General features: G+C 31.0%; 12 protein-coding genes. 11 read left to right on the forward strand and 1 reads right to left on the reverse strand.

Translation table 11 applies throughout. The features are described from left to right. The first annotated feature begins 2 nt into the window (after window positions 1–2). From flhA to VIM70_RS07170, 10 genes are all read left to right on the forward strand, one after another. Window positions 3–2,078 carry a flagellar biosynthesis protein FlhA gene (flhA, locus tag VIM70_RS07125; protein WP_331945051.1) on the forward strand — a complete coding sequence of 692 codons (2,076 nt, stop codon included), beginning with the start codon at window positions 3–5 and terminating at the stop codon, window positions 2,076–2,078. Beyond that, a complete protein-coding gene (gene flhF / locus VIM70_RS07130) occupies window positions 2,075–3,319 on the forward strand; it encodes a flagellar biosynthesis protein FlhF (protein WP_331945052.1) in 1,245 nt (414 codons plus the stop codon). Before flhA ends, flhF begins: the two co-directional genes overlap by 4 nt. Next, window positions 3,313–4,176, forward strand: a complete 864-nt coding sequence (locus VIM70_RS07135; RefSeq protein ID WP_331945053.1) for a MinD/ParA family protein — start codon at window positions 3,313–3,315, stop codon at window positions 4,174–4,176. Before flhF ends, VIM70_RS07135 begins: the two co-directional genes overlap by 7 nt. Before the next feature lie 12 nt (window positions 4,177–4,188). Further along, entirely contained in the window at window positions 4,189–4,833 is a 645-nt protein-coding gene (locus tag VIM70_RS07140) for a flagellar brake protein (protein ID WP_331945054.1), read from the forward strand. Window positions 4,834–4,845: 12 nt separating this feature from the next. Then, window positions 4,846–5,577 (forward strand): FliA/WhiG family RNA polymerase sigma factor, encoded by a 732-nt coding sequence (locus tag VIM70_RS07145; protein WP_331945055.1) that lies wholly within the window; start codon window positions 4,846–4,848, stop codon window positions 5,575–5,577. A 46-nt stretch (window positions 5,578–5,623) separates the two neighbouring features. Further along, window positions 5,624–6,151: a DUF6115 domain-containing protein gene (locus tag VIM70_RS07150; RefSeq protein ID WP_331945056.1), complete on the forward strand. Its 528-nt coding sequence runs from the start codon at window positions 5,624–5,626 to the stop codon at window positions 6,149–6,151. Between the two features lie 56 nt (window positions 6,152–6,207). Continuing rightward, complete coding sequence (locus VIM70_RS07155; protein ID WP_331945057.1) at window positions 6,208–6,351, forward strand: hypothetical protein; 144 nt, start codon at window positions 6,208–6,210, stop codon at window positions 6,349–6,351. Further along, entirely contained in the window at window positions 6,348–7,130 is a 783-nt protein-coding gene (locus tag VIM70_RS07160) for a flagellar hook-basal body complex protein (RefSeq protein ID WP_331945058.1), read from the forward strand. Before VIM70_RS07155 ends, VIM70_RS07160 begins: the two co-directional genes overlap by 4 nt. Window positions 7,131–7,156: 26 nt before the next feature. Further along, the gene (locus tag VIM70_RS07165) at window positions 7,157–7,954 is read left to right on the forward strand and encodes a flagellar hook-basal body complex protein (protein WP_331945059.1); all 798 of its coding nucleotides are present in this window, start codon (window positions 7,157–7,159) and stop codon (window positions 7,952–7,954) included. A 175-nt stretch (window positions 7,955–8,129) separates the two neighbouring features. Then, entirely contained in the window at window positions 8,130–8,888 is a 759-nt protein-coding gene (locus VIM70_RS07170) for a hypothetical protein (RefSeq protein WP_331945060.1), read from the forward strand. A gap of 74 nt (window positions 8,889–8,962) precedes the next feature. Here the strand turns inward: VIM70_RS07170 and VIM70_RS07175 are convergent, their stop codons facing one another. Then, a complete protein-coding gene (locus VIM70_RS07175) occupies window positions 8,963–10,606 on the reverse strand; it encodes a putative manganese-dependent inorganic diphosphatase (protein WP_331945061.1) in 1,644 nt (547 codons plus the stop codon). 371 nt (window positions 10,607–10,977) lie between these two features. On the opposite strand from VIM70_RS07175, the gene VIM70_RS07180 reads away from it, so the two are divergent. Then, window positions 10,978–13,572 carry a calcium-translocating P-type ATPase, SERCA-type gene (locus VIM70_RS07180; protein ID WP_331945063.1) on the forward strand — a complete coding sequence of 865 codons (2,595 nt, stop codon included), beginning with the start codon at window positions 10,978–10,980 and terminating at the stop codon, window positions 13,570–13,572. Window positions 13,573–13,802 lie beyond the last annotated feature (230 nt).

A 13,802-nucleotide genomic window follows, 5' to 3' on the forward strand; every position in this document is an offset into this window, starting at 1 on the left:
GGATGATACTTGTGGAGCAAAAAGCAAAATTTAATATAAAAAATAATTTGGATGTCTTAGTTGCATTTGGTGTAATAGCAATAGTTTTAATGATAATTATTCCATTACCACCAGCACTTCTTGATGTAATAATTGCATTTAATATAACACTTGCAGTTATAATTTTACTATTAACAATGTTTACAACAGAAGTTTTACAATTTTCAGTTTTTCCAACATTATTACTTATTACAACACTTTTAAGATTAGCATTAAATATATCATCTACAAGGCTTGTATTAACACAAGCCTATGCAGGTAATATAATTGAGGCTTTTGGTTCATTTGTTGTTGGTGGTAATTATGTAGTCGGAATTATTATCTTCTTAATAATCATCATTATACAGTTTATTGTTATTACAAATGGTGCTGGTCGTGTTTCAGAAGTTTCTGCGAGATTTACTTTAGACGCTATGCCGGGTAAACAGATGAGTATAGATGCTGATTTAAATGCAGGAGCTATAACTGAAGAACAAGCAAGAGAGAGAAGAACAAAGCTACAAGACGAGGCTAGTTTTTATGGGGCTATGGATGGTGCATCCAAGTTCGTAAAAGGAGATGCAATTGCGGGAATTATTATTACCATAATTAATATATTCGGTGGGATAATTATAGGCGTAGTTATGCTTCAGATGCCAATTGCAACAGCTGCAACTACTTACGTTAGGTTAACAGTAGGAGATGGTCTTGTAAGCCAGATTCCAGCACTTCTAATATCAACTGCATCAGGTATTCTAGTTACTAGATCTGGTAGCAATACAAACTTAGGAAGTCAAATAACCACTCAACTTACCTCATTCCCGAAGGTTCTTGCCATAACAGCAGTTGTAGCATTGGTTTTGGCTGCAATACCAGGTATGCCTTATATCGTTTTTATTTTACTAGCGATTGGATTAGCAACTAGTGCATATTTCCTTATGAAAGATGAAAAAGATCAAAAAATTATGAAAATAGAAAATGATGAACAAGAAAATTATGAAACAGAAAATAGAGAGCCAGAAAATGTAATGAATTTAATTTCTGTAGAACCTATGGAAATAGAAATAGGATATGGACTAATACCACTTGCAGATGAAGCCACGGGAGGAGATTTGTTACAAAGAATTGCCTCAGTAAGGAGACAATGTGCTCTTGAGATGGGAATTGTTGTTCAACCAATTAGAATTAAAGATAATTTGCAACTAAAAACAAATGAATACGTAGTTAAGATTAGAGGGACTGTCATAATTAAAGGAGATTTAATGCCAAACATGTTATTATGCATAGACCCAAGTTCAGAAGATATTACAATTCAAGGTATTAACACTATTGAACCAACATTTGGACTACCTGCAGTATGGATAAATAATGACCAAAGAGAAGATGCTGAAATAAAAGGATTAACAGTGGTTGATCCAACCACAGTAATGGTAACCCATTTAACAGAAACTATTAAAAATCATGCATTTGAACTTCTAGGTAGACAAGAAACAAAACTATTAATTGATTCGGTAAAAGAGAAATATAATACTGTAGTTGAGGAATTGATACCAGACCTTATGACTATTGGTGAAATACAAAAGGTGCTTCAGAGCCTGCTTAAAGAGAAAGTAGCTATAAAAGATATGGTAACAATTTTGGAATCATTAGCTGATAATGCTAGAATAACCAAGGATACTGAAGTATTAACGGAATATGTTCGTTTTTCCTTGGGAAGAAGTATTTGTAATGGACTAATTGACGACAATGGATGTATTACTATCATAACGCTATCGCCTGAGGTTGAAAATATCATCTCAAGCAATATTCAAAAATCCATACAAGGTTCATTTCCAGCAGTAGACCCAGATACTACAGGCAAAATATTAAATTCTATTAAGAATAATGTTAATACAATTTATTTTCACAATAATCAACCAGTTATACTAGTATCCCCAAAGATAAGACCGGCGTTTAGACGTCTAATTGAAATGGTATTTCCTAATGTCTGCGTGCTTTCACTTAATGAAATACCAAATGAAGTTGAGATTAAAACTGAAGGAGTTGTGACCCTACAATGATTATAAAACGGTATATAGCTAATAACATGAACGAAGCTATGACAAGAATAAGATATGAATTGGGCTCAGATGCTGTAATTATAAGTCAAAGAAAAATTCGAAAACACGGAATAAAAGGATTTTTTTCTTCGAAGGTTATTGAAGTGACCGCTGCTGTTGAAAATCAAGTAAATGATAATCAAGAGCAAAATAGAGTAGATAGTGATGAATTAAATAATAATGTATTAAGTAGTATTGAAGCAATTAAAAAAGTTGTTGCGACAGAAAATTTAATTAAAAATCATCCTATAGAAGTTCGAAAACCAATAAGTGTAGCCAATAAAACTTTGGAATATTCTGAGAAAGAAAATGAGAATATCAGTGATAATTATTCTAAGGACTTAATGAATGAAATGATGAAAATGAAAACTATGATTAGAGAACTCTCACTTGTGAGAGAGGTCGCAATAACCGACAGTGAAGAATATAATACTAAAAGCGATATAGAAAAACTATTAAAAGAAAATGATGTGGAAAAAGAAAACATTGATAATATTATGATGAAAATTAAAGACCTTCAAGTGGACGAGAGTGAAGCAGAAATTACTGAATATGAAAAAATGAAAATTGTATTAAAAGAAACAATTCATGTTGCCAAACCAAAACTCGAGGGGAGAATAGTGCTAGTAGGGCCAACTGGTGTGGGAAAAACTACAACTATTGCAAAACTTGCAGGAAGACTTGCTTTAGGCCAGGGAAAAAAAGTAGGATTAATTACTGTAGATACTTACAGAATAGGTGCCGTAGAGCAACTAAAAACATATGCTGACATTATGAACATACCTTTTAAAGTAGTATACAATATGAATGATATGGAAAAAGCAATTGAAAGTATGAGCGAATGTGAGGTTGTATTAATTGATACTACAGGACGAAGTAGTAAAAATAAAATGCAAATTTCAGAATTAAGAACATTTGTCGACAAGGCTGATACAAAAAATATTCATTTAGTGATAAGCTCTACAACTAAAAATAAAGATATTAAACATATTATTGAAGGATACCAAATTTTGCATTATAATAGTATAATAGTAACTAAATTAGACGAAACTTCCACTTATGGTTCAATACTTAATATATTAGAATTTGCCAAAGTACCGCTGAGTTTTGTGTCAACTGGTCAAAATGTACCTGATGATATTAAAGAGTTACCTATAGATAAAATTGTTAGTCTTATTTTAGGAGAGGATTCAATATGCTAGACCAGGCGCAAAGACTTAGGCAAATGGCAATGGGTAATGATGATAAAGAGACACAGCAAAAACCTAGGATTATAACTGTTACTTCTGGTAAAGGAGGAGTAGGTAAAAGCAATATAGTAGTAAATTTATCTATAGCACTTCAAAAAATGGGTAAGAAGGTTATGATTTTTGATGCAGATATAGGAATGGGAAATGATGATATCATAATGGGATGTTCTTCAAGATATAATGTATTTGATGTTATAAGTAAAGGTAAGGAAATTGAGGAGGTTGTTTTAACAGGTCCCTTTGGGGTAAAACTTCTTCCAGGTGGGTCAGCCCTTACAAAAGTTGAGGATCTAACTCAGATTCAAAGAGATATGTTTCTGCAAAAGCTATCAGCTCTTACAGGGCTTGATTATATAATTATGGACACTGGGGCTGGTGTAAATAAAAGCGTTTTGGGATTTATTGCTTGTTGTGAGGATTTAGTAATAGTAACAACGCCTGAACCTACCTCGCTAACGGATGCATATAGTTTATTAAAGGCTGTTAAACATTTCAAAATTAAAAATTCAGCAAAAGTCATAATAAATAGATCACTTGATAATAAGGAAGCTAATATGACCTTTGATAAATTTAATTATGCTGTTACTAAATTTCTTGATATGAAATTAGAGTATTTAGGTAAGATTGGTGAAGATAAGAAGTTATCTTATGCAGTAAGAGCGCAGCAACCTGTAATTGTAAGTTATCCTAATTCTCAAGTAGCTCAAGATATAAGTAATATAGCAAACAAAATAGAAGGTACGAAAGAAAAATCAAGTGGCATTGGAGTAGAGGGGTTATTCAAGAGAATTTTCAGCATTTTCTCATAAGGAGTGGGGGCAGTGATTAAAGTTGATTTTAAATTAAACAAGAAATTAGAAATATTAGTAGAGGAAAAATATTTTAATAGCAATATACAAGATATAACTGGAGAGTATATTGCAATTAGTATTCCTAGTAGTTCTGGTCAATATATTCCATTATCAAAGGGGACTATAATAGATGTAATTTATTATGAAAAGGACCATCTTTATAAATTTAAATCTGTTGTTATAGGGCGTAAATTTGAAAACATACCTATTTTGCTTATATCATTGCCCAGGGAAATTAATAAAATTCAGAGAAGAAAAGATGTTAGAGTCCCCGTGCTAAGCACAGGTAAATATATAAATCTTAAGAATGCTCCCAAAACTAGCCCTGCTACAATTGATCAGAGTGAATATAATAAGGCCCTCTTACTTGATTTGAGTGGTGGTGGCATGAGGATTAAGGTAGCTGAGGAAATTAAGGTGAATGATTTTGTTTTGGTCTCATTAATTATTAAAAAAGAAGAGGTATTAATAGTAGGACAAACAAAGAGAGTCCAAAAGGATGATGATGGCAGATTTATTTGTGGACTTAGTTTTGAATTCTTAGATAATTTAACTAGGGAGAGAATCATTAAATTTATATTTCAACTTATGAGAGAACAAATGAGAAAAAATTAAGGAGGCGTTTATATGTCCATAGCTAGGGCCACTGATGTACGCGAGCAAATTGTGACTAAACATATACCTTTAGTCAAATATATTGCTTCTAGAGTAATAATCGGGAAAACTAAATATGTTGAATATGAGGATTTAATTAGTTATGGTATGCTAGGACTTATGGATGCTTTGAGTAAATTTGATGCAACAAAAGGTATGAAGTTTTCAAGTTATGCATCAATAAGAATAAAGGGTGCTATGATTGATGAACTTAGGCGTAATAGTCCAATCTCTAAAGGTGCTATGGACAAGCTTAATAGATACAACGAAGCTATTGAAAGACTTCAAAAACGTCTTTATAAAGAACCGACAAATCACGAAATAGCAAAAGAGTTAGGCATTACAATTTATGAAGTTGCTGAGATTGAAAACAATATAAATTATATATCAGTAGTATCACTTGAAGATTTGATATTTTCTGATGATGATGATATGCCACTTAGTGGTACAATTAAAGATGATAGGAGTCCAAGTCCTGAAGGAGCATTAGAAAAAAAAGAGCAAATTGAGTATTTAGCTTTGGGATTAGATAATGTTAAAGAAAAAGATAAATTGGTTTTAACATTATATTATTATGAAGGTCTTACATTAAAAGAAATAGGAAATATTTTGAGTGTATCTGAATCACGAGTTTGTCAATTACATAGTAGGGCTCTTATAAACCTTAGAAAGGCTCTTATAAAACTGAAATATGATATAATATAGAGTTAAAAAAACAATGATTTTATTTCTGAAATTTGGAGTGAATAATATGGCAGGTTTATTAATTTTTATTGGATTAATTCTTATAATTTTAAACGTATTAGCTATAAAGAAACAAAATAAATCCTTTAATGGAGTTTTAGGAAACGCTATTGGAAACATTCAAGATGATGATATTAGAATAGGTGAACTTAGACGTGAGTTTTCTGAAAGTATTTTAGAACTTCAAAGCGAATTAATGGAAATTAAAGAAGTTATGAAGGTTAAAGAACATATGGAAAAAAATTATAGTAGTATTAATAAAAATTATCAATCTAAACAGGATGAAAGTAAAAAATTGATTACTATAGATGTGGCGCAGCAAGATAAGGATACTAATAAAATTATTATAGATGAATTTAAGCAGGTTAAAAATAATAACAAAATTATGTTCGATGGATCTCATAATAATAGTAGTGAAAAGGTTAATGAAATAAAAAGATTATTTAATGAGGGATCATCTGTAGACGAAGTATCAGAAATATTGCATTTAGGTAAGGGGGAAGTACTATTAATAAAGGATTTATATATAAAATAAAAAATTTAATAGACTTTCTAAGTGATAGAAAACTTCTAATAGGAATAGGTATAGGTTTGATTTTAGCATGTAGTCTATTAACTGGTGCGAAGATAAATTATGAAATGAGTAAAGGTCAGATTGAAATTAAAGCTAGTGCGTATGGTATGCGTTACCCTGATGAAATGCCAATTATAATTAATAAGGGAGTGGAGAAATGATTAGAGCACTATATACAGCAGTTACAGGACTAATAACTGGAGAAGCTCAACAAAGTGTAGTAACTAATAACATAGCAAATTCTAATACAGATGGTTTTAAAAGTGAAAACCTATCAGTTAAATCATTCAATGATGTTTTAATACAAAACTATGATAAAACTGTAAATGGTAAAAATGTTAAAAATATTATTGGTTCTCTTAGTCAAGGAAGTAAAATTGATGATGTAAATACAGATTTTACACAAGGTGTTCTGGTAGCAACAGATAAATCCACAGACTTTGGTATTGAGGGAACGGGATTTTTTACAGTCCAAAGGGATAATGGGATTACTACTAAGAATTATTATACAAGAACTGGTAATTTTCATATCGATGGAAGTGGGTATTTAGTAACAGATAGTGGTGATAAGGTTTTAGGTAAAAACAATGTTACAAATAAAATAGAGCCAATATTGGTTGGTGATGGTAAACTGCAAGCTGATAAATATGGAAATGTTAGTGTAAATGGTAAAAACCTATGTAAATTTGATACGGTGGACTTTAAAGATTATAAAACCATTAAAAAAGTTGGAGATAATTTGTTTGATGCAGCAAACCCTATTCAAAATTCCAATGTTATTGTAAGACAAAATACATTAGAAAAATCTAATGTTAATGTTACAAATGAAATGATAAATATGATGTCAATTATGAGAAACTTTGAATCGAATCAGAAAATTATGCAATCTATTGATATGACTTTAGGGAAAGCTGTAAATGAAGTAGGTACAGTGAAATAAAATAAAAATCAGGGGGTGTTACGTTTATGTTAAGACTTATATGGGATAGTAAAAGTGCTATGATGGCACAACAAGAAAAATTAGATACTATATCAAATAACATTGCAAATGCAAACACAAATGGATACAAAAAGATTAGTACAGATTTCAAAGATCTTGTTTACGAGTCACTTGATAGAAATGGGTATCCTGTTTCGCCTAGTACTACTTCAAAAGCGGTATTGCAAAATGGTACCGGTGTTAGGGCAGGAGAATGGACAAGAGATAATACTCAAGGTTCACTATCCCAGACAAGCATTTCAACGGATTTAGCTATAGATGGTACTGGCTATTTTGAAGTGACCCAACCTGATAATAGCAAGGCTTATACAAGAGCAGGTAATTTTCTTACAGATGTAAGTGGAACTATAGTTGATGAAAAGGGAAATAGATTAAGTATAGTTGATGCAAATGGTAATAATATTAATAGAGTGAATGGACCATATAAATTTAGTGCAGATAATTTTAAAGTAGATTCAAATGGCACTGTAACTGTAAAAGGGAGTAATGGAGATAAAGCTGTTGGAAAAATACAAATTTTTAATTTCGTAGGTGATAATTCCATGATGGCTGTTGGAGATAGCTTATTTGTACCAAAGCCTGGTACGAAAGTTACGCAAAGCAAAGATTACTCTGTTATGCAAGGATACTTGGAACTATCAAACGTTGACATTGCAACAGAAATGACAGATATGCTTATGACTCAAAGAGCATTTCAGCTTAGTTCTACAACACTCAAAACTGCTGATGAAATGTGGCAAATGGCTAATAACTTGAGAGGGTAATAATTTTATTAGTTAGGATTTTGAAAAAATAACAAGTGGGACATTATTAAAAAGACATGACTTTTAAAGTATGTCTTTATTGATTTTGCAAAATAATAAAAGAAATAGTTTTAATTAAAGAAAATACTTCATATATTATTATTACAGTAAATAATAATATCTAGGAGGTAAGGAAATGGGGATTGGATATGTAATTGGATGTTTACTTAGCATATTACTGTGGAAATTAGATAGGCAAAGCTTATTTGAATTTATTAACATAAAACTAAAGAGTAAAATTAAAAACATATTTGTAGTACAGTGTATATATTTATGTGCCATAATTTTTATATTTATTGGACTTATGTATATAAAAAATAATCAATTATACAATGCTATTACAGCCTTTATGATAATAGATGTAAGTAATACTGAGAGAAAAAATTTAAAACGCACTGGAAAAAAATACTTTTATGACACAATATCTACTATATCTAGAGCACTTATATGTGGATTTATAATGCCTTTATTTTACATTACAATATTAGGAAATGCTGCGGCAATTGTATTTACTATAATTTATAATTTAAGTTTTGATGAAGATTCTAGTATCATAACTCCACTTTTTGTTTTAGTTACCATAATTCCATCTATAATAGGAGAAATATTTTTATATATAGTTTATATATTTAGAAATCGCAATTTAAAAATAAACTTTAAAGGAGATCATATAAACAATCTCTGGAAAATTCCTCTTTTAAACGTTGATATTCTAGCTGCTTATATAGAATCTGTTAATTTTTACTATTATTATAAGGGCAATAATAAACATTATATGAAAAGTTATGGTGAATATAGTAATACTATTGATGATGTTAACATTAAGGATTACCTAAGTATTAGTTATTCTATATGTTTTATAGTTTTTGCGGTATTTATACTTTTAGAATTATAAATCTTAAAATTAAAAAAACAAAACATGTATTAATTAAAATACATGTTTTGTTTTTTTATATACTAGCAAATTATCTACTTAAGTTTATTTAAGGCATCTGTGATAGGCGGAATAACTTGTTTTTTTCTTGAAACTATGCCAGGAATATATACTCCATTATCAGTAAGAGTAACATTAAAGGCTTTTGAAATAATATCCTTATGCTCTCCTGCGGCTATAAGTACAGAGCCGCCATTTAATATATCAGTTAGCATTAGTAAAATTATAGCAAAACCACTTTCTTTGGCTGTTCTATTCATTAAATTTATCATTTCTTCTTTCATTGGTTCAAACCCATCAATATACATTGTACCAACTTGTGATACTCCTATTTTGAAACTATTAAGGGTAAAGGGTTTAAAATCTTGGTAGAAAATTTCTTCAGCGGTTTTACCCTCTAGAGATGTGCCAGCTTTAAACATTTCTTTAGCAAATTCCTCAATATTTAAATCGGCGATTTGAGCCAATCGTTTTAATGTAAGTTCATCCACTACAGTAGAAGTAGGAGATTTTAAGAGCAATGTATCAGAAATAATTGCAGCACATAAAAGACCTGCAACACTTTTAGATGGTCTAATTCCATTTTCAAAGAATATAGAGGCTACAATTGTTGAAGTGCTTCCTACTGGTTCATTTCTAAAGTATATAGGCTGCCCAGTTTGAACATCTGCAATTCTATGATGGTCTATTACTTCTAATACTTCGGCATCTTCAAGGCCTGCTACAGATTGAGCTTTTTCGTTATGATCAACAAGTATGACTTTTTTTCTATTTTGTGAAATTAAATGAAATCTTGATACACTTCCAATAACTTTATTATCTTCATCAATAACAGGATAACTTCTGTACCTAGTCTCAAGCATAGTGTTTTTTATTTCATCAACAAAATCTTCTGTATTAAAACTTACAATATTTTTTTTTGTCATAACATAATTTATTGGGATACTTTGAGTTATTAATCTAGAAGCTGTAAAAGTGTCAAAAGGAGTTAATACAATAGTGCATTGATTTGATTTTGCAAGCTCAAGAAGTTCTTCCGTTGGAGTATGGTTTCCTGTAATTATTAAAAGCGAAGCTTTTGATGTAATTACTAAGTTTTGGGAGTCTTCTCTATCTCCACATATTGCAATATCACCAGCCTCAATTACAGCCTTTGTGCTATCAGGTTGCATAGCAACTACAATGATTTTTCCGGTTATTTTAAAAGTCTCTTCTGGTATGTAGACACATTTAGCGGCTAGAGTATCTAAAATATTTTCGAGCGGTGTATTACTTTTGGCAAGAATAGAATTGTCCCAAACATCTAAGTAGTTTGAAGCAAGATTTGAAATTGAAGCAACACCAGCTAATTGTTCATTTTCATCTATAACAGGTAAAGTTTTAATATTATTTTTTTTCATAATTGACCATGCCATTTTTAATGAAATATCTGGCGAAATAGGAGCTATAATGTCAATGTCTAAATCGAAAATCTGTGTTTTAACTGTAGTTACAAGTTTTGGCTTCTCTACATTAAAGTAATTAATAATGAATTGTGTTTCGCGATTAATTTCACCAAGTCTAATGGGGATTGCAGGGATTATACCGGTTTTATTTTTAAACTCGGCATAGGCAATAGCTGCGCATATAGAATCAGTATCTGGATTTTTATGCCCAGTAATGTATATAATGTTTTTCACGTATATCCTCCTTGTATTACTCTTAGGCAGACAACAATTGTTAATTGTTTTCCATCATTGAGTTTCTCTTGGACAGATAACAATTATTAATTGTTATCTGTCTTGTGTTCCTATAGAGACAATAATTTAGGATTATTATACTCCTTGTAATCATTATATAGGAAATGTTGCTAATGTTATTTTATATTCAAATCTGCATATTGTAAAGAAAAAACAATGTTAACCATATATTTTCTTCATATGTAAGTAGGCAAGCACATATATTAGTAAAGAATAAAAAATACTGTGACTTAAACAGGAGAGGTAACAAAAAGACAAATGTTATCTGTCTTAAAGAGTAAAAGGGGGGCATATAAGTGTTTAACGAACAAATGTCAAATGACAGTACAAATGAAAAAAATAAACCAAGAGGTTCTGGTTATTATAATGAAAATTTATCAAGGGGGATAACAAGCGCTGAGGCTGAAATTAGATTAAAAAAATATGGATATAACAGATTAGAAGATAAAAAAAAGATATCTGCTCTTCAAATATTCTTTTCTCAATTCAATGATTTTATTACTTGGATATTAATTGTAGCAACAGTGCTTTCAGGTCTTATGGGAGAAAAAGCTGATGCGATAACTATATTTATAATAGTTATAATGAATGGGGTACTTGGTTTTATTCAAGAGTTTCGAACTGAAAAGTCTTTAGAGGCACTTAGTAAACTTGCAGCACCAACAGCTAAAGTTTTTAGAAATGGAGGAATGCTTGTAATAAATGCTATATATTTAGTGCCAGGTGATTTAGTGATTTTAGAAAGTGGAGACAGAGTTCCGGCGGATTGCATTTTGACTCAAGGCAGTAACGCTATGCTTGATGAGTCTTTACTTACTGGAGAATCTGCTGGAGTATCTAAAAGTTACAATTCTAAGGATAATAGCATTTATATGGGAACAATACTTCTTACAGGAAAAGCTAAAGCAAAAGTTATTGCTACAGGTATGAGTACAGAAATGGGGAAAATAGCAAATATGCTTCATAGTATTGAAAATGAGAAGTCTCCACTAAAAGAAAGACTGGAGTATCTTGGAAAAATATTAGTTACACTTTGTATAATAATTTGTCTAGTTGTAACTTTCATGGGTATTTGGCGTGGACAAGATAAATATGAAATGTTTTTACTGGGAGTAAGCCTTGCAGTGGCTGCAATACCAGAAGGCTTAACTGCTATAGTTACTGTTGCTTTAGCATTAGGCGTATCCAGAATGCTTAAAAGGAATGCTTTAGTTAGAAAATTACCAGCGGTTGAAACTTTAGGTTGTACTTCAGTAATATGTACAGATAAAACAGGAACACTAACTGAGAATAATATGACCGTAAAAGCATTGTATTTTGATGGACAGGTTTATGATGTTGATAAAGATAAAATTCCATTAAATTTAGTGATGAAAAAAGCTTTTACATACTGTAACGATTGTAATTACGATTTCAACACAAGAAATATGGAAAAATGTTTATTTGGTGACCCTACAGAAACTGCACTAATTAAAGGATTTTTTAAGAATCCTAAAGATATACAAGAATTTTTAAATAAATCCAGACGTGTATATGAAATACCATTTAATTCAACAAGGAAAATCATGTCTGTAATAGTTAAAGAAAATGATAAAGATGTATGTTATGTAAAAGGTGCACCTGAGCGGGTTATAGAGTGTTGTAATTATATATTGGTTGACGGAGCGGTGCAACCAATGCTACCTAGTTATAAAAGGACTCTAGTGAGGGCTGTAGAGACTATGTCTTATAAGGCTTTAAGATGTATGGCCTGTGCTTATAAGGTGACTGGTATTACTCGTAACGATAAACTGGAGAGCAATTTAATTTTTATAGGCGTAGCTGGTATAATTGACCCTCCAAGGCGCGAAGTAAAGGATGCAGTTTTGAAGTGTAAGATTGCAGGTATAAAACCAATAATGATAACTGGTGACCACAAAAATACAGCTTATGCTATTGGAAAAGAATTGGATATATGTAAAAGCCCAGAGGAAGTAATAACTGGAGATGAACTTGACAAACTAAATGATAAAGAATTAGATAAGAACATTGATAATTTTAGAATATTTGCTAGGGTAAGTCCAAAACATAAACTAAGGATTGTAAAAGCCTATAAACATAAAAACCATATTGTTGCCATGACTGGAGACGGCGTTAATGACGCTCCAGCTATAAAAGAAGCAGATATTGGTATAGCTATGGGAGTATCAGGAACTGATGTAACTAAAGAGGCGGCTTCTATGATTCTTTTAGATGATAATTTTGCAACTATTGTTGCAGCAGTTGAAGAGGGACGTGTAATATATAATAATATAAGAAAATTTATTAGGTATTTGTTATCCTGTAATTTGGGGGAAGTACTTACTATGTTTTTGGCTTCTTTATTTTACCTAGAAAATCCGCTACTTCCAATACAAATTTTATTTGTAAATTTAGTAACAGATGGACTTCCGGCTATTGCCTTGGGAGTTGATCCTGCTGATCGTGACATTATGTCTGAAAGACCTAGAGGAAAAAATGAAAGTGTATTTTCAAGAGGACTTACAGAAAAAATAATTATTCGTGGATGCCTCATTGGTATTTGTACAATATTTGCATTTATTGGTGGTAAATATTATGGAATGAGTATTGAAGCCTGTAGAACCTTGGCCCTTGGAACTCTTGTTTTATCTCAACTTATACATGTGTTTGAGTGTAGATCAGAAAAGCACTCTCTATTTGAAATCAATTTATTTACTAATTTATACCTAATTGGGGCTGTAGGTATATCTGTAGTTATGTTAATTAGCATAGTGTACATTCCATTTTTACAGAAGGTATTTCATACCATACCACTTAATTTTGGTCAATGGTTGATTGTTTTATTTTTCTCCAGTATTATCTCTCTCATAAATAGTTTGTACTTATATTTTATGCACAAGCATTAAGTATCACCTGACGGTGCTCTAATCATCACTTAACAGTGCTGAATCACCTGACGGTGCTGCAAGTCATCACCTAATGGTGCTTTAAGTATATTAATCGAGTAGGTAAAAGTCGGGAATAAATTTCCCGACTTCTTTCCTCTCACAGAACCGTACGTGAGTCTGTCTAACAATAACAAAAAACTATATAAAACAGTAGAATAATGGTATTTATTTTAAAAAATTATCCCCAA

The sequence above is a fragment of the Clostridium sp. genome (assembly GCF_036569345.1).
Lineage (GTDB): Bacteria > Bacillota > Clostridia > Clostridiales > Clostridiaceae > Clostridium_AD.